Annotated in this window: 15 protein-coding genes; 7 read left to right on the top strand and 8 right to left on the bottom strand. The window is 70.4% G+C overall.

Annotated elements, in window-relative coordinates; all coding sequences use genetic code 11:
- Window positions 1-103: 103 nt before the first annotated feature.
- Entirely contained in the window at window positions 104-2,938 is a 2,835-nt protein-coding gene (gene secA / locus ACWDZ4_RS23885) for a preprotein translocase subunit SecA (protein ID WP_451510426.1), read from the bottom strand.
- Window positions 2,939-3,178: 240 nt separating this feature from the next.
- On the opposite strand from secA, the gene ACWDZ4_RS23880 reads away from it, so the two are divergent.
- Complete coding sequence (locus tag ACWDZ4_RS23880; protein ID WP_451510425.1) at window positions 3,179-3,751, top strand: GNAT family N-acetyltransferase; 573 nt, start codon at window positions 3,179-3,181, stop codon at window positions 3,749-3,751.
- Window positions 3,752-3,802: 51 nt separating this feature from the next.
- Window positions 3,803-4,975: a winged helix-turn-helix domain-containing protein gene (locus ACWDZ4_RS23875; RefSeq protein ID WP_451510424.1), complete on the top strand. Its 1,173-nt coding sequence runs from the start codon at window positions 3,803-3,805 to the stop codon at window positions 4,973-4,975.
- On the opposite strand, the gene ACWDZ4_RS23870 is transcribed toward ACWDZ4_RS23875, so the two are convergent.
- From ACWDZ4_RS23870 to mtnA, 7 genes are all read right to left on the bottom strand, one after another.
- Window positions 4,968-5,723, bottom strand: coding sequence for a response regulator transcription factor (locus ACWDZ4_RS23870; RefSeq protein ID WP_344498970.1), 756 nt, complete (start codon window positions 5,721-5,723; stop codon window positions 4,968-4,970). The two genes, ACWDZ4_RS23875 and ACWDZ4_RS23870, sit on opposite strands and share 8 nt — an antisense overlap.
- Window positions 5,724-5,944: 221 nt before the next feature.
- Entirely contained in the window at window positions 5,945-6,634 is a 690-nt protein-coding gene (gene hpf / locus ACWDZ4_RS23865) for a ribosome hibernation-promoting factor, HPF/YfiA family (protein ID WP_451510497.1), read from the bottom strand.
- Window positions 6,635-6,952: 318 nt separating this feature from the next.
- Window positions 6,953-7,681 (bottom strand): ComF family protein, encoded by a 729-nt coding sequence (locus tag ACWDZ4_RS23860; RefSeq protein WP_451510423.1) that lies wholly within the window; start codon window positions 7,679-7,681, stop codon window positions 6,953-6,955.
- A gap of 152 nt (window positions 7,682-7,833) precedes the next feature.
- Window positions 7,834-9,720 (bottom strand): LpqB family beta-propeller domain-containing protein, encoded by a 1,887-nt coding sequence (locus ACWDZ4_RS23855; protein ID WP_451510422.1) that lies wholly within the window; start codon window positions 9,718-9,720, stop codon window positions 7,834-7,836.
- Window positions 9,710-11,716, bottom strand: a complete 2,007-nt coding sequence (mtrB, locus tag ACWDZ4_RS23850) for an MtrAB system histidine kinase MtrB (RefSeq protein WP_451510421.1) — start codon at window positions 11,714-11,716, stop codon at window positions 9,710-9,712. Before mtrB ends, ACWDZ4_RS23855 begins: the two co-directional genes overlap by 11 nt.
- Window position 11,717: 1 nt before the next feature.
- Window positions 11,718-12,407 (bottom strand): two-component system response regulator MtrA, encoded by a 690-nt coding sequence (mtrA, locus tag ACWDZ4_RS23845; RefSeq protein ID WP_187281934.1) that lies wholly within the window; start codon window positions 12,405-12,407, stop codon window positions 11,718-11,720.
- Between the two features lie 4 nt (window positions 12,408-12,411).
- Window positions 12,412-13,566, bottom strand: a complete 1,155-nt coding sequence (gene mtnA, locus ACWDZ4_RS23840) for an S-methyl-5-thioribose-1-phosphate isomerase (protein ID WP_451510420.1) — start codon at window positions 13,564-13,566, stop codon at window positions 12,412-12,414.
- Between the two features lie 138 nt (window positions 13,567-13,704).
- Here mtnA and ACWDZ4_RS23835 point away from each other — a divergent pair, with 138 nt between their 5' ends.
- From ACWDZ4_RS23835 to ACWDZ4_RS23815, 5 genes are read left to right on the top strand one after another with little or no spacing between them, the layout of a single operon-like run.
- Entirely contained in the window at window positions 13,705-14,931 is a 1,227-nt protein-coding gene (locus ACWDZ4_RS23835) for a DUF7544 domain-containing protein (RefSeq protein ID WP_451510419.1), read from the top strand.
- Between the two features lie 4 nt (window positions 14,932-14,935).
- A complete protein-coding gene (locus tag ACWDZ4_RS23830) occupies window positions 14,936-15,625 on the top strand; it encodes a DUF4129 domain-containing protein (RefSeq protein WP_451510418.1) in 690 nt (229 codons plus the stop codon).
- On the top strand, window positions 15,622-16,806 hold the full coding sequence (locus tag ACWDZ4_RS23825; RefSeq protein ID WP_451510417.1) for a DUF4350 domain-containing protein: 1,185 nt from the start codon (window positions 15,622-15,624) through the stop codon (window positions 16,804-16,806). Before ACWDZ4_RS23830 ends, ACWDZ4_RS23825 begins: the two co-directional genes overlap by 4 nt.
- Window positions 16,803-17,777: an AAA family ATPase gene (locus ACWDZ4_RS23820; RefSeq protein WP_451510416.1), complete on the top strand. Its 975-nt coding sequence runs from the start codon at window positions 16,803-16,805 to the stop codon at window positions 17,775-17,777. The genes ACWDZ4_RS23825 and ACWDZ4_RS23820 overlap by 4 nt, the downstream gene beginning before the upstream one ends.
- 10 nt (window positions 17,778-17,787) lie before the next feature.
- Entirely contained in the window at window positions 17,788-19,098 is a 1,311-nt protein-coding gene (locus ACWDZ4_RS23815; protein WP_451510496.1) for a DUF58 domain-containing protein, read from the top strand.
- Window positions 19,099-19,234 lie beyond the last annotated feature (136 nt).

The following is a 19,234-nucleotide window of genomic DNA, read 5'->3' as shown; positions in this document are numbered from 1 at the left end:
ACAGCCCAGACGCGGCCGGGGCCGGACACCGCATCGATGTCCGGCCCCGGCCGTCATGCCGCGCAAGGCCGTACGGGCTGTACGCCCGTCCGCCTGCCCGCGCCTACTTCTTGCGGCGGCGCCCGCCGCCCTTCTGCGCCTTGCGCCGCTCGGCACGCGTCATGCCGTCCGACGCGGACCGGGCGGGCTCGTCCTCGTTGTCGAAGTCGCCCTCGACGACACCGCCCTCGCCGTCCACCGTGGGCGCGGAGAAGTGCAGCCGGTCGGGCCGCTGCGGGGCGTCGAGCCCCTTCGCCCGGATCTCCGGACGGCCGGCGCCGGCGGGCACCGCGTCCTCCTTGCCGAGCGACGGCTTCCGGGCCCCCGCCTGGTCGGGCACGGCCTGCACCGGAACCTCCTCGACCTGCTGCTCGACCTGGACCTCCAGGTTGAACAGGTAGCCGACGGACTCCTCCTTGATGCCGTCCATCATCGCGTTGAACATGTCGAAGCCCTCGCGCTGGTACTCGACCAGCGGGTCCTTCTGGGCCATCGCGCGCAGGCCGATGCCCTCCTGGAGATAGTCCATCTCGTAGAGGTGCTCGCGCCACTTGCGGTCCAGGACGGACAGCACCACGCGCCGCTCCAGCTCCCGCATGACCTCGGAGCCGAGCTGCGCCTCACGCTCGGCGTACTGCTCGTAGATGTCGTCCTTGATGGACTCGGCGATGAACTCGGCGGTGATGCCCGCCCGGTCGCCCGCCGCGTCCTCCAGCTCCTCGACGGTGACCTTCACCGGGTAGAGCTGCTTGAACGCGCCCCACAGCCGGTCGAGGTCCCACTCCTCGGCGAAGCCCTCGACGGTCTCCGCCTGGATGTACGCGTCGATGGTGTCGTCCATGAAGTGACGGATCTGGTCCTGCAGATCCTCACCCTCGAGCACCCGGCGCCGCTCGCCGTAGATGACCTCGCGCTGCCGGTTGAGCACCTCGTCGTACTTCAGGACGTTCTTGCGGGCCTCGAAGTTCTGCTGCTCGACCTGCGACTGGGCGGACGCGATGGCCCGCGTCACCATCTTGTTCTCGATCGGCACGTCGTCCGGCACGTTGGCCATCGCCATCACGCGCTCGACCATCGCGGCCTTGAACAGGCGCATCAGGTCGTCACCCAGCGACAGGTAGAACCGCGACTCGCCCGGGTCGCCCTGACGGCCGGAGCGGCCGCGCAGCTGGTTGTCGATACGGCGTGACTCGTGCCGCTCGGTGCCCAGCACGTAGAGACCGCCGAGCGCCTTGACCTCTTCGAACTCGGCCTTGACGGCCAGCTCGGCGTTCTCCAGCGCGGCGGGCAGGGCCGCGGCCCACTCCTCGATGTGCTCCTCCGGGTCGAGGCCGCGCTGGCGCAGCTCCGCCTCGGCGAGGTCGTCCGGATTTCCGCCGAGCTTGATGTCCGTACCGCGTCCCGCCATGTTCGTGGCGACGGTGACGGCGCCCTTGCGGCCGGCCTGGGCGACGATCGACGCCTCACGGTCGTGCTGCTTGGCGTTGAGGACCTCGTGCTGGACACCGCGCTTGGAGAGCTGCTGCGAGAGGTACTCCGACTTCTCCACGGAAGTGGTGCCGACCAGGATCGGCTGCCCCTTCTCGTGCTTCTCCACGATGTCGTCGACGACCGCGGCGAACTTCGCGACCTCGGTGCGGTAGATCAGGTCGGACTGGTCGGCACGGACCATCGGCCGGTTCGTCGGGATCGGCACGACGCCCAGCTTGTAGATCTGGTGGAACTCGGCGGCCTCGGTCATGGCCGTACCGGTCATGCCGGAGAGCTTGTCGTAGAGGCGGAAGAAGTTCTGCAGGGTGATCGTGGCGAGGGTCTGGTTCTCGTCCTTGATGTCCACCCCTTCCTTCGCCTCGATCGCCTGGTGCATGCCCTCGTTGTAGCGGCGGCCGGCGAGGATACGGCCGGTGTGCTCGTCGACGATCATGACTTCGCCGTCGATGACGACGTAGTCCTTGTCCTTCTTGAACAGTTCCTTGGCCTTGATGGCGTTGTTCAGATACCCGACGAGCGGCGTGTTGACCGACTCGTACAGGTTGTCGATGCCCAGCCAGTCCTCGACCTTGGCGACGCCGGACTCGTGGATGGCGACCGTGCGCTTCTTCTCGTCGACCTCGTAGTCGCCGGTCTCCTCGATGCCCTTGAGCGGGTTGCCCGGCTCGCCCTTCTTCAGGCGGACGACGAGCTTGGCGAAGTCGCCGTACCACTTGGTGGCCTGGTCGGCCGGGCCCGAGATGATCAGCGGCGTACGGGCCTCGTCGACCAGGATCGAGTCGACCTCGTCGACGATCGCGAAATTGTGACCGCGCTGGACGAGCTCGTCCTTCGACCACGCCATGTTGTCGCGCAGGTAATCGAAGCCGAATTCGTTGTTCGTGCCGTACGTGACGTCGCAGGCGTACATCTCACGGCGCTGCGCGGGCGACATATTGGCAAGAATGCAGCCCACCTCGAGGCCGAGGAATTTGTGCACCCGGCCCATCATCTCGGAGTCGCGCTCGGCCAGGTAGTCGTTCACCGTGATCAGGTGGACGCCCTTGCCGGACAGCGCGTTCAGATACGCGGGGAGCGTACCGACGAGGGTCTTGCCCTCACCGGTCTTCATCTCGGCGACATAACCGAGATGCAGGGCGGCGCCACCCATCATCTGGACGTCGTAATGGCGCTGGCCGAGAACGCGCTTCGCCGCCTCGCGAACGGTCGCGAACGCCTCGGGGAGCAGGTCGTCCAGGCTCTCGCCGTCGGCGTACCGCTGCTTGTACTCATCGGTGAGCGCCCGCAACTCGGCGTCGGAGAGGTGGACGAAGTCCTCTTCGATGGAGTTGACCTGGTCCGCGATGCGGTGCAGTTTGCGCAGGATCTTGCCTTCGCCTGCACGCATGAGCTTGTTGAAGACGGACACTGAGGCTGGTCTCCTTGCCGGTCGGGCCTGTGCACTGGGTCGTATGTGGACTCTGGCGCGGGCACGGCAGGTGGTCCCCACCGCAACGGCCATCGTAAGCGAGGACCCCGCCACGCCGGGAGGTCCGCTCGCAGGAAGGCCCACTGTCACCCGCAAAGAGAACGGACAGGGGGCCCGGAAGGTGCCGGGCCGTCCCGAAAAGGTCTGGCGCGCCCCGCCCGCCGCGCCGAGAATCGGCCGATGGAGCCCACCACTGTCACTACCGAGCGTCTGCTGCTGCGCCCTTTCGAGCCCGCCGACACCGAGGCCGTCTTCCGGGCCTGCCAGGATCCCGGCATCCAGCGCTGGACGTCGATTCCCTCACCGTACGAACGGGAGCACGCGGAGGGCTTCACCGGCCGGATCGTGCCCGACGGCTGGCGCTACGGCACGGCGTACACCTTCGCGGCGCTCACCCAGGACGGCGGGGAACTGGTGGCGGCGCTGTCGTCGATCACGCGGGGTGAGGGCACCGCGGAAGTCGGGTACTGGGTGGCGGAGCCGCACCGCGGCCGCGGCTACGCCACGGAGGCGGTGCGGGCCCTCGCCCACTGGGCCTTCACCACGGCCGACGTGGAACGCCTGGAGTGGCGCGCCGAGGTCGGCAACGACGCGTCGCGCGCGGTGGCCGAGAAGGCCGGTTTCGTCATCGAGGGCATCCAGCGCTCCGGCATCGCGAACAAGGGCGTACGCCGCGACGGCTGGATCGGCGCGCTGCTCCCCTCCGACATCGGACTGCCCACGGGCCGCCCGTACCTGCCCGCCAGGACCTGATTTCCCCACGGTCCGGGCCCTGTTGTCAGTGACGGCCCTTAGGGTGCGGCCATGACCAGTCTGCTGCCGCCCACAGCCTCCCTGTCCGCCGACGAAGCCCGCAGGATCGCTCTGCGCGCCCAGGGGTTCCTGGGCGCGCCGGACCGGCGGGGCGGGGTCCGCGGCGTGCTGCGGCACCTGGGTGCGGTGCAGCTCGACACGATCTCCGTGCTGGCCCGCTCCCACGAACTGATCGCGTACGCCCGCCTCGGCGCCGTGGGCCGGGCGGCCGTGGAGGACGCCTACTGGACCGGCGGTCATGCCTTCGAGTACTGGTCGCACGCCGCCTGCATCCTGCCCATCGAGGAATGGCCGCACTTCGCCTTCCGCCGCCGCGCCTACCGCGACCGCCCGCAGTGGCACCACGACCTGCCGGACGGCGCGTACGACGCGGTGATCAAGCAGCTGCGCGCCGAAGGCCCGCTCACCGCGACCGAGTTGGGCGGCGCGAAGAACGGCGGGGAGTGGTGGGACTGGTCGGCGTCGAAGGTGGCCGTCGAGCGTGCGCTGATGTACGGCGAGGTGGTGTGCACCGAGCGGCGCGGCTGGAAGCGGGTCTACGACCTCGCCGAGCGCGCCGTCCCGGACGCCGTCCGCCACGACGACCTCGATGACACCGAGTGCCTTCGCCGTCTCGTGCGGCTGGCCGGGCAGTCGCTCGGCGTCGGTACGCGCGCCGACATCGCGGACTACCACCGCCTCAAGGGCGAGCAGGTCGAGGCCGTGATCGCCGAGTCGGGGCTGGTTCCGGTCGAGGTCGAGGGCTGGACCAAGCCCGCCTGGGCGGACCCCGAGGCCCTGGCGAGCACCCCGCTCGGCCGCCACCGCACGACGCTGCTGTCGCCCTTCGACTCGCTCGTCTGGGACCGTCCTCGCACCGAACGCATCTTCGGCTTCACGCACCGCCTGGAGGCGTACGTCCCCAAACCGAAACGAATTCACGGGTACTTCGCGATGCCCCTGCTCGCGGGCGGCCGGCTGCTGGGCCGGGTCGACCCGGCGCGCGAGGGCAGGACCCTGGTGGCGCGCCAGGTCTCCCTGGAGAGCCGGAAGGCGGCGGCGCCGATGGCCCGGGCCCTGGTCGAGGCGGCGGAGTGGGTCGGCTGCACGGACGTACGGCTGGAGCGCGTCGGTACACCGGACCTGCGCGCCGCGCTGACCGCCGAACTGGCCCGCCTCATCTGATCTCGAGGATTTTCTCCCGCATCGCGTAGACAACCGCCTCCATCCTGGAGTGCAGCTGCAGCTTCTCCAGGATGTTCCGGACATGGTTCTTCACGGTGTTCTCGGAGATGAACAACTCCTTGGCGATGTCGCGGTTGTTCATGCCGGTCGCGACCAGCTTGAGGACCTCGAGCTCCCGGTCGGTCAGCCGCGGCGCCGGGACGAGCCGTCGCTCGTCGGTGCGCTGGATCATCGACTTGAACTCCGTGAGGAGCTTGGACGCCATCGACGGGCTGATCTGGGACTGGCCGTCGGCCACCGCACGGATCGCGGTGGCCACCTCGTCCGTGGAGATCTCCTTGAGGAGATACCCCGTCGCACCCGCCTTGATCGCGTCGTAGAGGTCCGCCTCCTCGTCGCTGATCGTCAGCATGATGATCTTCGCGCTGGGAGCCACTTCCTTGATCGAGGTACAGGCCTCGATGCCACCGCGCTTGGGCATCCGTACGTCCATCAGCACGATGTCGGGCAACAGATCGGCGGCCTTGTCCACGGCCTCCGCCCCGTCACCGGCCTCGCCGACGACCTGGATGTCCTCCTCCTGCGCCAGGACGATCTCCAGCCCCCGGCGGAACAGGGCGTGGTCGTCCACGACCAGCACCCTGATGGGCTCCTTGCGCGACCCTCCGGCGTCCGTGTCGAGACCGTCGGATCCGTCGGCATCCTCCATGCCGGACCCGCCGTGCACCGGACCGAAGCTGTCCGCCATCGTTCCTCCCCCTGAAGGCCGTGGCCCGAAATTCATGAGCTGCCCCAACCACAGTGTGCAGAGCACCGATTGGCTTGCGACGCCATGATTTCATGCCCGGACGACGCAGCGGTGGTCCTTCGGTCGCACGATGGTGCCCCCGGGTGCGCACAGGCGTTCCAGGGGCACCACCACAGAGGGGTACGGCACGCTGCCCGCGCTGGTTCAGCGTGCCCGGCGGATCACCCGCCGAGCGCACCGCCGGCGCCGCCCACCTCGGCTTCGGCCAAAGCGTCCGTCGTCAGATGGATGACACCGTAGTCGTAGGCGTGCCGCCGGTAGACGACACTGGGCTCCTTCGTCTCGGAGTCGACGAAGAGGTAGAAGTCGTGCCCGACCAGCTCCATCTCGTAGAGCGCCTGGTCGAGCGTCATCGGTGCCGCGACGTGGGTCTTCTCGCGGACCACCAGCGGTCCTTCGCCCTGCACTTCGAGCGGGCCGATCCTGGTGGTGGGGATGGCGGGCGCCGCCTCCTCGGTGACGAGCGTCCCGTTGCCGTTGAGGGCTGCGGCGTCCGGCACCACCGTACCGACCTCGGCGGCCGACAGCCTGCCGTTGCCACGGCGCGTGTGACGCTTGTCGTGCTGCTTGCGCAGCCGTGCCTCCAGCTTCCCCGTGGCGAGGTCCAGCGCCGCGTACGGGTCAGCGGCCGATGCCTCGGCCCGGATCACCGGACCACGCGAGTGAAGCGTGATCTCCACCCGGTCGGAACGGTCGGCCTGCCGCGGGTTGGGCTCCTTGGACACCTCGACGTCCAGGCTGATCACCTTGCCGTCGAGCTTCTGGATCTTGTCCAGCTTCAGCTTCTCGGCCACGTGCTTGCGGAACCTCTCGGGCACCTCGGTCTTGCGGCCCTTGACGACGATGTCCACGCAGAACTCCGTTCCCGGATAGCCCCGCTTCAGCGGCGGGGCGTCTCCCTTTCGCACCAGGTTCCGGTGCTCACCGGAACCTCGGACTTGGTGACTTTCACCTCCTCCTCCCCAGTCGACAAGGTCTCCACCCCATCGACTTCGGGCTGAAGAGAAAACCCGAAGCGCAGCCGTCCACATGAACCAGTGAGGCGCAAGCTCTGCTTTCCTCACAACCGAACATAGCTCGCTCGGACGCATGTCGGCACCCGCTACCGGTGCGTACCTCCGATCAAGTGCTTTTCTTCCGTCACCACCTGCAACGATCCGAGTTCCCCCTCAGTTCCGGTTCATTCCGAAGGAGAGCGCCGGTGCCGCGACCACAGCCGCGCTCAGCTGGCCGGATGCGGAAACCAGCCGTTCCTGGGTGGCACTCAGTGCACGGGCCGCCTCCGCGAGCGAAGCTCCCGTTGTCATGAGATCGTCCACCAGTACGGCCCGGCCGCCCTCCAGCAGCCGGTTGCCCCCGGCGGCCACTTCCAGGGCCCCCGCCAGGTTCGCGCCGCGCTCCCGGGCACTCAGGCCCGCCTGGTCGGACACCGCACGCCGCTGTCTGAGGACCGCGAGCACCCGGGCCGGCACCCCGGCGCGCCGCAGCTCACCCGCAGCCGCCAGCGCGATCCGGCGTGCCGGATCGTGCCCGCGCGCCCTGACCGCCCCGGGCGCGGACGGCACGGGTACGAGCAGCAGCGGCTCCGCCGCCCCGGCCGGTGAACCGGCCGCCGCACCCCGTACCGCGCCCGCCAGTGCGACGCCCAGCGGCCCGGCCAGCCCCAGCACGCCCCGCTCCTTGTGCCCGAGCAGCACGGCCCGTACCGCGTCCTCGTAGGGAGCGGCGGCGTGGACCACCGGCAGTCCCGGCGGCTCGGGACACGGGCGCACCCGGCGCGCACCCGCGCCGTACAGCGCTTGCCCGCACTCAGCGCACAGCAGCGTCCGCGGCCTGCCGCAGCCGCCGCACGCGACCGGCAGCACCAGGCCGGAGATCTCCCGCCACCACCCGCGCATGACACCCACACTGCCGGTCCGCGCCCGCGCCAGCCACCCCTGTGGAAAACCCTGAAGCCCCAGAAGGCCCAGAAGACCCGGAAGGACCGGCAGCCAGGAACCCGCGTCTGCACCCGCACACGCACCCGGTGCGGAAGCGGGCCCGGCGCCGGCTAACCCGGGTAGACCGGGGACGATCCCTTGCTGACCACGGTCTTCCAGTTGGCACCGGGCGGCAACCGCACAATGCCGTCCTCCAGCGAGTGCGCCAGCAGCGGCAGCCGGTCGTCGTCCGCCGAGGCGACCGCCGTCACCCGGTTCGCACCCGGCACCGACTGGGCGTCCGACGTCGAACCGTCCGTCTGCAGATACCGCAGTTGCTGCACCCCGCCGGACTCGCGGCCGACCACCACCAGACGGCTGCGGCCGGCCCAGGACACGGCCGTCACCTCCTCCATCTGCGGGGCGATGGGCCGCAGGTCGGCGACGGACACTTCCGGCTCGTCAGCGGGCCCGTGCCGCTCGACCCGGCCGAGCTTCAAGGTCGTCCGGCCGTCCTGCGAGACCAGCAGCGCGATCCGTACGCCGTCCGCCGACACCTTCAGAGCTTCGATACGAGCCCCGTCGAGGCCGTCGACGACCTTGACCTCCTCCGGCTCGCCCTCGCCGCCCGCCAGCCGCAGCAGCCGCGGCTGGCGGGGGTCCCGGTCGGCCACCCACAGGTCGCCCCGGCCGTCCCAGCTCGGCGCCGAGAGGCGGTCCGTCTTCTCCCTGGCACTGCTGGTCAGCACCGGCTCCCGCGGCTCGCCGTCCGAGACGACGGACGCCACATACAGCGAACGCGCGTCCTGCGAGACCCCCGCCGCACGCCGTTCGTCGCGCGCCACCGCGACCGCGCCGAGCTGCCGCTCGCCGTTGCCGAAGGGGCCCGGCACGGGATCGGCCTCATCGTCGGCGTCGGCGTTCTCGGTGTTTGCCACCATCCGTACGAGACGGTGCTTGGTGTCGAGGAAGTACTGGTAGTCGGGGCTCCCCGAAGCACGTTCGGGAGCGAAGTCCTGCGCCTGGTCACCGCCGAGCACGCACAGCGTCGAGCCGTCCGACCGCTGCAGCTCCACCTGACCGGCCCGGTACGACGTCAGGTTCCGCACGGTGAACAGCAGTTGGGCCGCCATCTCCCTGCACCGCTTCTGGCCGACGTTGGACGCCTTCGTGTTGAGCGGCACCTTGAGAGCGTTGCGGTCGTCGAACACCAGCGACTTGGTGCCCTCCTTCAGCTTCAGCGCCGTACCCGTGGGAAAACTGGAGTTCACCACCGGCTTCAGCCAGTTGGTCGGGCCGCTCAGCAGCGCCTCGACCGTCTGCGTCACCGGGTCCATCTGGGTCTGCGGGTCCATGCGCTTGCGCACATAGACCGGGTCCGCGACCAGCCACGGGTGGGCGGCCCCGGTCCGCTCGGACGACGTACCCGAGGCGAAGTAGTACTTGTTGACAGAGCTGTAGATGCGCTCGAAGTCCGACTCACCGAGCACCAGGCCCTGCGGCAGGCCGTCGATGCGCCACTCCTGGCCGTCCGGGCCGCCCTGCCTGCTGAGATGGATCGTTTCCCGGTACTCGCGATTGACCGGCCGGTACGCGCGCTGCCCGTTCACCTCGGCGATCTCCGTGCCGGTCAGCGCGTACGTGTAGACCCCGCCCTCTCGGTCACTGGCCCGCTGGTCCTGGGGCACCGGTCCGTCGGCCAGCACCGTGACCCGGCTCGGGTTCCACTTCTCGGACGCCTTCTTCGTCAGGTACTTGCGGGCCGTGGCGAACTGCGGGTCGTCGCCCGTCATCGCCTCCAGGAACCCCTCGACGATCTCGTTGGGCTGCGCCCCGTCCCTCGGGGCCATCCCGTACACCCGCACCTGCGAGTCGCCGCGCGGAGAAGCATCCACAGCCTCCACGTCACCGCTGTCCGGCATGGACGCACAGCCGGCCAGCAGCAGCCCGCCGCACCCCAGCAGCACCGGCGTACGGGGCACCCGCCACCGGCCGCCGCGTCCTCGCTCAGTGCCCACGGGTGATGTCCTTCCGCTCCGCCTGCGATGAACTGTCGCCGTCGCCCGCCGGGCGCGCCACCACCCGGGCCCCACTGCCCGGCAGCGCCGTCGGGTCCGCCGTGGGCGCCGCACGCGACGCCGCCGGAAGCGGCGACCGCTCGGCGCCCGGCTGGGCGGGCACGGTCGAGAGCCGGTGCGCGCCGCTGTCCGGCCTGCCCGGCCCGTTCCCCGCGATCCGGCTGTCCGCCTCCGCGCGCTCGCGCCCACGCCGCGAATCCTCGGGCTCCAGCGGAATCGGCGAACCGCGCAGCGACTCGTCCGCCGTACGCGGCAGGGTCAGCCGGAACTGCGATCCGCCACCCGGCTCTCCCCACGCCTGCAGCCAGCCGCCGTGCAGCCGCGCGTCCTCGACGGCGATGGACAGCCCGAGGCCGGTCCCGCCGGTGGTGCGCGCCCGCGCCGGATCGGCCCGCCAGAACCGGTTGAAGACCCGCGTCGCCTCCCCCGGCTTGAGCCCGACGCCGTAGTCACGGACCGCCACGGCGACCGCCCCGCCCGCGGCGCCCAGCCGGACCACGACGTCCCGGCCCTCACCGTGCTCGACGGCGTTGACCACGAGATTGCGCAGTACGCGCTCCACCCGCCGGGCATCGGCCTCGGCGACGACGGGCTGTTCGTCACCGGTCACCCGTATCCGGCTGCCCTTGCGCTCGGCCAGCGGCTCGGCGCCCTCGATGACCCGGCGTACGACCTCACGCAGGTCTATCGGCTCGGCCTCCAGAGCCGCCGCGCCCGCGTCGAACCGGCTGATCTCCAGCAGGTCGGCGAGCAGCGACTCGAACCGGTCCAGCTGCCCGGCGAGCAGCTCCGCGGAGCGCGCCGTCACCGGATCAAAATCAGCCCGCGCCTCATGAATGACATCGGCGGCCATCCGTACGGTCGTCAGCGGCGTGCGCAGCTCGTGCGAGACGTCCGAGACGAAGCGCCGCTGCAACCGGGACAGCTCCTCCAGCTGCTGGATCTTGACCTGCAAATTCTGCGCCATCTTGTTGAAGGCCTCGCCGAGCCGGGCGATGTCGTCTTCGCCCGTGACCTTCATACGCTCCTGGAGCCGGCCGGCGGACAGCCGCTCGGCGACCCCCGCGGCCATGCGCACGGGCGTGACGACCTGCCGCACGACCAGCCACGCGATGCCGCCGAACAGGACGACGACGAACACTCCCGCGGTGGCGAGCGTGGTCTTCACCAGGCTCAGCGACTCCTCCTCCTGCGTCAGCGGGAAGAGGTAGTAGAGCTGGTAGGGCTGGCCGCTGTTGTCGTTCAGCTGCTTGCCGATGACCAGGCCCGGCTCGGGATCCTGCGCGTCCGTGTACGTGATCCGGACAAAGGCCTTGTACGCCTTGCCGGTCCCTTCGTCGATCGCGTCCCGCAGCTTCTGCGGCACGCTCGCACTCTGGTTCACGCCGCCCGAGGCACGGGGCCCCCGGTTGATGGAACTCTCGTCGTCCGAGTCGGCGCTCAGCGCCACCACGTGGAAGGCCTGCCGGCCGCCACTGGCCAGCTGCTCGACCAGCTCGGTCCGCCAGTTGGTGGAGTTGCGGGCGGCGGCCCGGATCTCCGAGCTGTCGCCGGCCCCCGCACCCGTTCCCGCGACGGTACGGGCCTTCTCCTCCGCCACATCGAATCCACCGGCCGCCTGGCTCTGGGCGGCCTCCTGCTTCGCGTCGAGCAGGCCGTTGCGCACCTGCCACATCACGACGAAACCGAGCAGCAGCACCACACCGAGCGACATCAGCAGCGAACCGACGACCACGCGCAGCTGGATGTTCCGCCGCCACAGCCGCAGGGAGGGCAGCAACGGCCGGCGCACCCAGCGCGCGAAGAGCCGCAGCGCGGGTCCGCTCTGCAGAAAACGGCCCCCCCTGGACATGGGCATCCCTCGCCGAGGACCGGCAGCCCGCCCCGTACGGACTCCCGGCTCCCCGGGCATCGGAGCAGCGCTGCCTCGGGTCATGTCAGCTCGGTCCGGCCTTGTAGCCGACCCCGCGGACGGTCACGACGATCTCCGGCCGCTCGGGGTCCTTCTCGACCTTCGAGCGCAGCCGCTGAACATGGACATTGACCAGCCGGGTGTCCGCGGCATGGCGGTATCCCCACACCTGCTCCAGCAGCACCTCGCGGGTGAACACCTGCCACGGCTTGCGGGCGAGCGCGACCAGCAGGTCGAACTCGAGCGGGGTCAGGGCGATGGACTGCCCCTCCCGCTTCACGGAATGACCGGCCACGTCAATGACCAGGTCCCCGATCGCCAGCTGTTCCGGCGCCGGCTCCTCCGACCTCCTCAGTCGCGCCCTGATACGGGCGACGAGCTCCTTGGGCTTGAACGGCTTGACGATGTAGTCGTCAGCACCGGACTCCAGCCCGACGACCACATCTACGGTGTCGCTCTTGGCGGTGAGCATCACGATCGGCACCCCGGACTCGGCCCGGATCAGCCGGCAGACTTCGATGCCGTCCCGTCCGGGCAGCATGAGATCCAGCAGCACCAGGTCGGGTTTGGCCTCCCTGAATGCGGCAAGTGCCTTGTCGCCATCCGCTACGAACGACGGTTCAAATCCTTCACCACGCAGCACAATGCCGAGCATCTCGGCCAGTGCGGTGTCGTCGTCGACGACAAGGACGCGTCCCTTCATAAACGACATCATCCCATTAGCTAATCGTTACCTGGCGTGACCTGGCACACAGCTCCTCCAGACCGGCCCCTGTGACCGGGGAAATCGCACCCTGCTCCGTGACGATCGCGGTCACCAGCTCCGGCGGCGTTACGTCGAAGGCCGGGTTGTACGCCTGTGTTCCCAACGGCGCCACGGGCATCCCGGCCCCCACACCGGCATCGGAACCGGCCACCGCAATCAGCGGCACGGTGAACTCTGTCACCTCCTGCCCCGACCGCTGCTCCACCTCGATGGACGCACCGTCCCGGGTGCCGAGATCCACGGTCGTCACAGGTGCGACGACAATGAACGGTACGTGGTGGTACTTGGCCAGCACCGCGAGCGGATAGCTCCCCACCTTGTTCGCCACCGAACCGTCGGCGGCGATCCGGTCCGCCCCGATCAGTACGGCGTCCACCTCACCCGCTGCGAACAGCGAACCCGCCGCGTTGTCCGTGAGCAGCGTGTACGCCATCCCGTTGCGGGCCGCCTCGTACGTCGTGAGCCTGGCTCCCTGCAGCAGCGGGCGGGTCTCGTCGACCCACAGCCGCCGCAGCCTGCCCGTCCGGTGCGCCGCCAGCGCCACCGCGAACGCCGTGCCCTCACCGCCCGAGACCAGCGCCCCGGTGTTGCAGTGGGTCAGGATCCGGTGCCCGCCTCCTGGCAGCAGCTCGTCCAGCAGAGCCAGCCCGTGCTCCGCCATCCGCACGCTGGCCTCGGCGTCGGCCCGGTGCAGTTCCCGTGCCGCGGCCAGTGCGGACGCCGCCGCCGCCTCGGTGCCCGCCCCCCTCCCGACGGCCGCCCGGTAGGCCTCCGCCGCGAGCCGCACGCCGTACCCGAGATTCACCGCGGTGGGCCGCGCCCGCTGCAGCAGCGCCACGGCCTCGTCCACGTCGTACCCCCGCGCGGCGGCCAGGGCCACGCCGTAGGCACCGGCGAGGCCCAGCAGTGGCGCCCCGCGGACAGCGAGCGTCTGGATGGCCTGCACCAGGGCAGGCACATCCGTACAGACCAGCTCGACCTCCTCGGCGGGCAGCCGCGTCTGGTCGAGCAGCACCAGCACGGGCCCCTCGGGCGGCTCCTCCCAGCGCAGCGAAGGGAGCGCGGGCGGCTTGGCGCCCGCTGGGAATTGCGCGTCCTGATCAGCCATCTGCCCAGTCTGCCGGTGAGGCACCGACAATTGAAGGTGCAAAGGAGATACGGGGCCCGGCCCGCCGACCGGTCCCCATGACACGATGGCTGTCGACCTGCCGCCGCGACCGCGGACGGGCACCGTGAAGGAGCGACAATGAACGACTCTCCGGGCTGGGCCTCGCCCGGATCTGCCCCCTCCGACGACCAGCAGCCTGGCGTTCCCCGGCCCGCCGAGCCGGCCGACCAGGGCGACGCCGCGTCGAAGTGGTCCAAGGCGCAGCCGCCGGCCGGCCAGTGGTCCGCGCCCAGTGCCCCCGAGGGGCCTCCGACCCCTCCGCAGCAACCCGCGCCGAACTGGGGTGGCAGGCCCCAGGGAGGCGGCTGGGGAGGCCCGCCCCCCGCCGCCAAGCCGGGAGTGATCCCACTGCGCCCGCTCGGGGTCGGCGAGATCCTCGACGGAGCGGTGTCGACACTGCGCGCCCACTGGCGCACCGTCCTCGGCATCACGGTCACCGTCGCCGTGATCACGCAGGTCTGCGACGTCCTGATCCAGCGCTACCTGCTTCCCGAGCCGGCCCAGGTCGACCCGGACGCCACACCGTCCGAGGCTCTGAGCCAGTCCCTCGACGCGATGCAAGCCACCTTGGTCGGCGCGTTCCCCTCGTTCGTGATCACCCTCATCGCCACGCTCTTCACCACGGCGCTGCTCACCATGGTGGTCAGCCGCTCCGTACTCGGCCGCCCCGTAACGCTCTCCGACGCCTGGCACGAGGCCAAGCCCCGGCTGCCGCAGCTGCTCGGCCTGACCCTGCTGCTCACCGCCATGGCCGTCGGCATCATGGCGGTCGGCATCGTGCCCGGAGTCCTGCTGGGGTCCGAAGCGGGCATCGTGCTGTCGCTGCTGGGCGGTCTCGCGGCTTTCGTCGTCACTCTGTGGCTGATGATCCGCTTCAGCCTCGCCTCCCCGGCGCTGATGCTGGAGCGGCAGGGCATCATGAAGTCCCTGTCGCGATCCGCCAAGCTGATCAGCGGCGCCTGGTGGCGCGTCTTCGGCATCCTCCTGCTCACAGGCCTGTTGACCCTCATCGTGTCGATGATCATCGCCGTACCGTTCGGCCTCATCGCCTACGCCGCGGACGACGGCCTGGGCGGACTGCTCACCGGGCAGGCGCCCGAGTTCGGCTGGCCCTTCCTGATCATCACCGGCATCGGCGCAGTGATCGCCGCCTCGATCACCTATCCGATCTCCGCCGGCGTGAGCGTCCTGCTCTACGTGGACCAGCGCATCCGCCGTGAGGCTCTCGACCTCGAACTCGCCCGCGCCGCAGGCGTCCCCGGCTACGGCCCCCAGCAGCCCACCGACACCACACCCGGGGGCTGATGCGGTGTCCACGGCGGGGGGCAGGACAGCGGCGCGCCTCCGGGCTCGCGCAAGCGACGACGTACCGGTGGACACTCCACGCGTCCCGGCCCGCGAGGCCGCGGAGCGTGAACTGTCCAGGCCGCTGTACCACGAGAACGACCCGAATCTCCTCGAACGCGCCATCGACCGCTTCTGGGAATGGGTCAACGACCTGTTCACCGCCGCTTCTGGAGCCACGCCCGGGGGCGCGGTCGGGCTCGTGGTCGTCGTCGTGCTCGTCGTGCTCCTCGCCGTCGTCCTGTGGCTGCGCCTCGGCACCCCGCAGCGCACACCTTCGGCCGGAGGCACGCTGTTCGAGGAAGGCCCGCGCAGCGCGGCGGAGCACCGCGCCGCCGCAGAGACACACGCCGCCGCGCACCGCTGGAACCAGGCCGTCCAGGAGTGCATGCGAGCCGTCGTGCGCTCCCTGGAGGAGCGGGTCCTCCTCGATCCGCGCCCCGGCCGTACCGCGGACGAGGCCGCGGCGGAAGCCGGACGTTCCCTGCCCGGCCACGCCGACCGGCTGCGCGCCGCCGCCCGCGAGTTCGACGACGTCACATACGGCGGCCGCACCGCCGACGAGCAGGCGTACCAGCGCCTGAGTGAACTCGACTCCGACCTCCGGCGCACGAAGCCGCTGCTCGACGCCACGGCCCAGGGAGCTGCCGAATGACCGGAGCTCCCCCTCTCTCCACATCGACCGCCCTCACCGCCCGCCAGCTCTGGACGCGCACCCGCGGTCTCCTCCTGGGAGCGGTCGTCGTCCTGGTCGCCGGGATCGCCATCGCCGCCGCACGCTCCGGTGACCAGCACGGCAGTCTCGATCCCCGCTCCGCGGACCCCAACGGCAGCCGCGCCGTCGCCGAACTCCTTACAGCCCGCGGTGTCACCACCCGCGTGGTCACCACCCTCGACAAAGCCACGAGCGCGGCAGCACCCGACACCACTCTCCTGGTGACGACCCCCGATCTCCTGACACCCCACCAGCAGAGGCAACTCCGCACCGCGGTAGAGGGCTCCGGCGCCCGCACCGTCCTCCTCACCCCGGGCAGCCCTTCCGTCTCCACCCTCGCACCGGGCGTACGCGCCGCGGCCCGCACCGCCGTGTCGGCGCGCTCCCCCCAGTGCTCGCTGCCCGCCGCGCTCCGCGCCGGCGACGCCGACACCGGCGGAATCCGCTACACCGCCGAGGCTCCCGGCAGCGACGCCTGCTACCTCAGCGACGACCTCCCCACCGTTCTCCGCGTCCCTGCCCCAGCAGGCGGCGACACCGTCCTGCTGGGCGCGCCGGACATGCTCTACAACGACCGCCTCGACAAGCAGGGCAACGCCTCGCTCACCCTTCAACTCCTCGGTTCCCGGCCTCACCTCGTCTGGTACCTCCCCTCGCTCGGCGACGCCTCGGCCACCGACGGCGGCAGAAGCAGCTTCTACGACCTGGTCCCTCCGGGCTGGCTCTGGGCAACACTCCAACTCGCCCTCGCCGCCGTGCTCACCGCCGTCTGGCGAGCCCGTCGACTCGGTCCCCTCGTCACCGAACAGCTCCCTGTAGCCGTCCGGGCCTCCGAAACCGCCGAGGGCCGCGCCCGCCTCTACCGCAGAGCCAACGCCCGCGACCGCGCGGCCTGGGCCCTGCGCTCGGCCACCCGCACCCGGCTGGCCCCCCTCCTCGGCGTGCCCCTCTCCCGGGCCCACGCCTCCGACGTCCTGATCCCAGCCGTCTCCGCCCACCTGCCGACGACCGGCCGGGACCTCCCGGCGCTTCTCTTCGGCACCGCACCCCCCGACGACGCCGGCCTCATCCGCCTGGCAGACGAACTCGACGCCCTCGAAAGAGAGGTACGCGCTTCATGAGCGCCCAGCCCGCAGAGAACCCGGACAGCGCCCGAGCCTCGCTCGAAGCCCTGCGCACCGAGATCGCAAAGGCCGTGGTCGGCCAGGATCCCGCTGTCACCGGACTCGTCGTAGCCCTCCTCTGCCGAGGCCATGTCCTGCTCGAAGGAGTCCCCGGAGTGGCCAAGACACTGCTCGTCCGCGCGCTCGCGGCCTCCCTCGAACTGGACACGAAACGCGTCCAGTTCACCCCCGACCTCATGCCCAGCGACGTCACGGGCTCCCTGGTCTACGACGCCCGCACCGCCGAGTTCTCCTTCCAGCCCGGCCCTGTCTTCACCAACCTCCTGCTCGCGGACGAAATCAACCGCACGCCTCCCAAGACCCAGGCATCTCTCCTGGAGGCGATGGAGGAGCGACAGGTCACGGTCGACGGCACACCCCGTCCTCTGCCCGATCCCTTCCTGGTAGCCGCGACCCAGAACCCCGTCGAGTACGAGGGCACTTACCCCCTCCCCGAGGCCCAGCTGGACCGCTTCCTCCTCAAGCTCACGGTTCCGCTCCCGTCCCGCGAGGACGAGATCGGCGTCCTGACCCGCCACGCAGAGGGCTTCAACCCCCGTGACCTGCACGCTGCGGGCCTACGCCCGGCAGCCGGCCCCGCCGACCTGGAGGCGGCCCGTGCCGCCGTGGCCAAGACCTCCGTCTCCACGGAGATCACCGGCTATGTCGTGGATATCTGTCGAGCCACCCGTGAATCCCCCTCGCTCACTCTCGGCGTCTCCCCGCGAGGCGCCACCGCCCTGCTCTCCACCGCTCGGGCCTGGGCCTGGCTCACCGGCCGGGACTATGTCATTCCCGATGATGTGAAAGCCTTGGCTCTCCCGACCTTGCGCCACCGCATTCAGCTCCGGCCCGAGGCCGAGATGGAAGGAGTCACCGCAGACTCCGTCATCACCGCGATCCTCGCCCACGTCCCCGTCCCCCGCTGAGGCGATGACTGTGGCCCTCACCGGACGAACCGCACTCCTCGCGGCCCTCGGCTCGATCCCCATCGGCGTCCTCGCGCCGAACTGGTCCGGGGTCCTCGCCGTGAACGCTCCCCTCACGCTCGCAATTCTGTGCGACTACGCCCTGGCCGCGCCAGTGCGAAAGCTTCGTTTCACCCGAAGTGGTGATACGTCAGTTCGACTGGGTGACGGTGCTCAGATCCAGCTGACCGTCACCAACCCCTCGGGCCGTCCCCTACGCGGTCAGCTCCGCGACGCCTGGCCGCCCAGCAGCTGGCCCACGGGCACCGAGCAGACAGCGTCACGTCACGAACTGGCGGTCCCTGCCGGCGAGCGCCGTCGTCTCACCACCACTCTCCGGCCCACCCGCCGTGGCGACCGCCAAGCAGAACGGATCACCGTCCGCTCGTTCGGCCCCCTCGGCCTCGCAGCCCGCCAAGGCACCCATCGAGTCCCTTGGACGGTCCGCGCCCTGCCCCCCTTCGCAAGCCGGAAGCACCTTCCCTCCAAGCTGGCCCGTCTGCGCGAACTCGATGGTCGCACCAGCGTCCTGACACGCGGAGAAGGAACCGAATTCGACAGCCTTCGCGACTACGTGCCCGGTGACGACACCCGCTCCATCGACTGGCGCGCCACCGCCCGGCAGAACACCGTCGCCGTGCGCACGTGGCGCCCGGAACGCGACCGCCACATCCTTCTCGTCCTCGACACCGGCCGCACGTCGGCCGGTCGCGTCGGCGACGTACCGCGCCTGGACGCTTCGATGGACGCAGCTCTTCTCCTCGCGGCTCTCGCCTCGCGGGCGGGAGACCGAGTGGACCTGCTGGCCTACGACCGCCGTACTCGCGCTCAAGTCCAGGGCCGTACCGCAGGTGACGTTCTGCCCGCGCTAGTCAGTGCCCTGGCTCCCCTGGAGTCCGCGCTGGTGGAAACCGACGCCCGGGGCCTCAGCGCAATGGCGCTGGCCAACGCCCCCCGGCGCTCTCTAATCGTGCTGCTCACCAGCTTGGACGCAGGACCGGTCGAGGAAGGCCTCCTCCCCGTCCTCCCGCAGCTCACCCAGCGCCACACCGTTGTGGTGGCCTCAGTGGCAGATCCTCACATCGAGCAGATGACAACCGGTCGTGGCACAGCGGACGCGGTCTACGAAGCTGCCGCCGGCACACAGGCTCAGCAGCAACGCCGCCGCACAGCAGAAAAGCTCATCCGCCACAACGTCACCGTCGTTGACGCCTCCCCCGATGACCTGGCCCCGGCCCTCGCCGATGCCTACCTCACGCTGAAGGCAGCAGGCCGCCTGTAAAGACACCAAACAAGGAAAAGCTCCGCCGACGGGCGGCAGGGCCCGGAATGCAGGAAAGCCCCGCACCATGAATGGTGCGGGGCTTTCCCACAATGATTGTTCGGCGGTGTCCTACTCTCCCACAGGGTCCCCCCTG

It is taken from the genome of Streptomyces sp. NPDC003016 (assembly GCF_053591455.1).
This window is presented reverse-complemented; position numbering and strand designations above follow the sequence as displayed.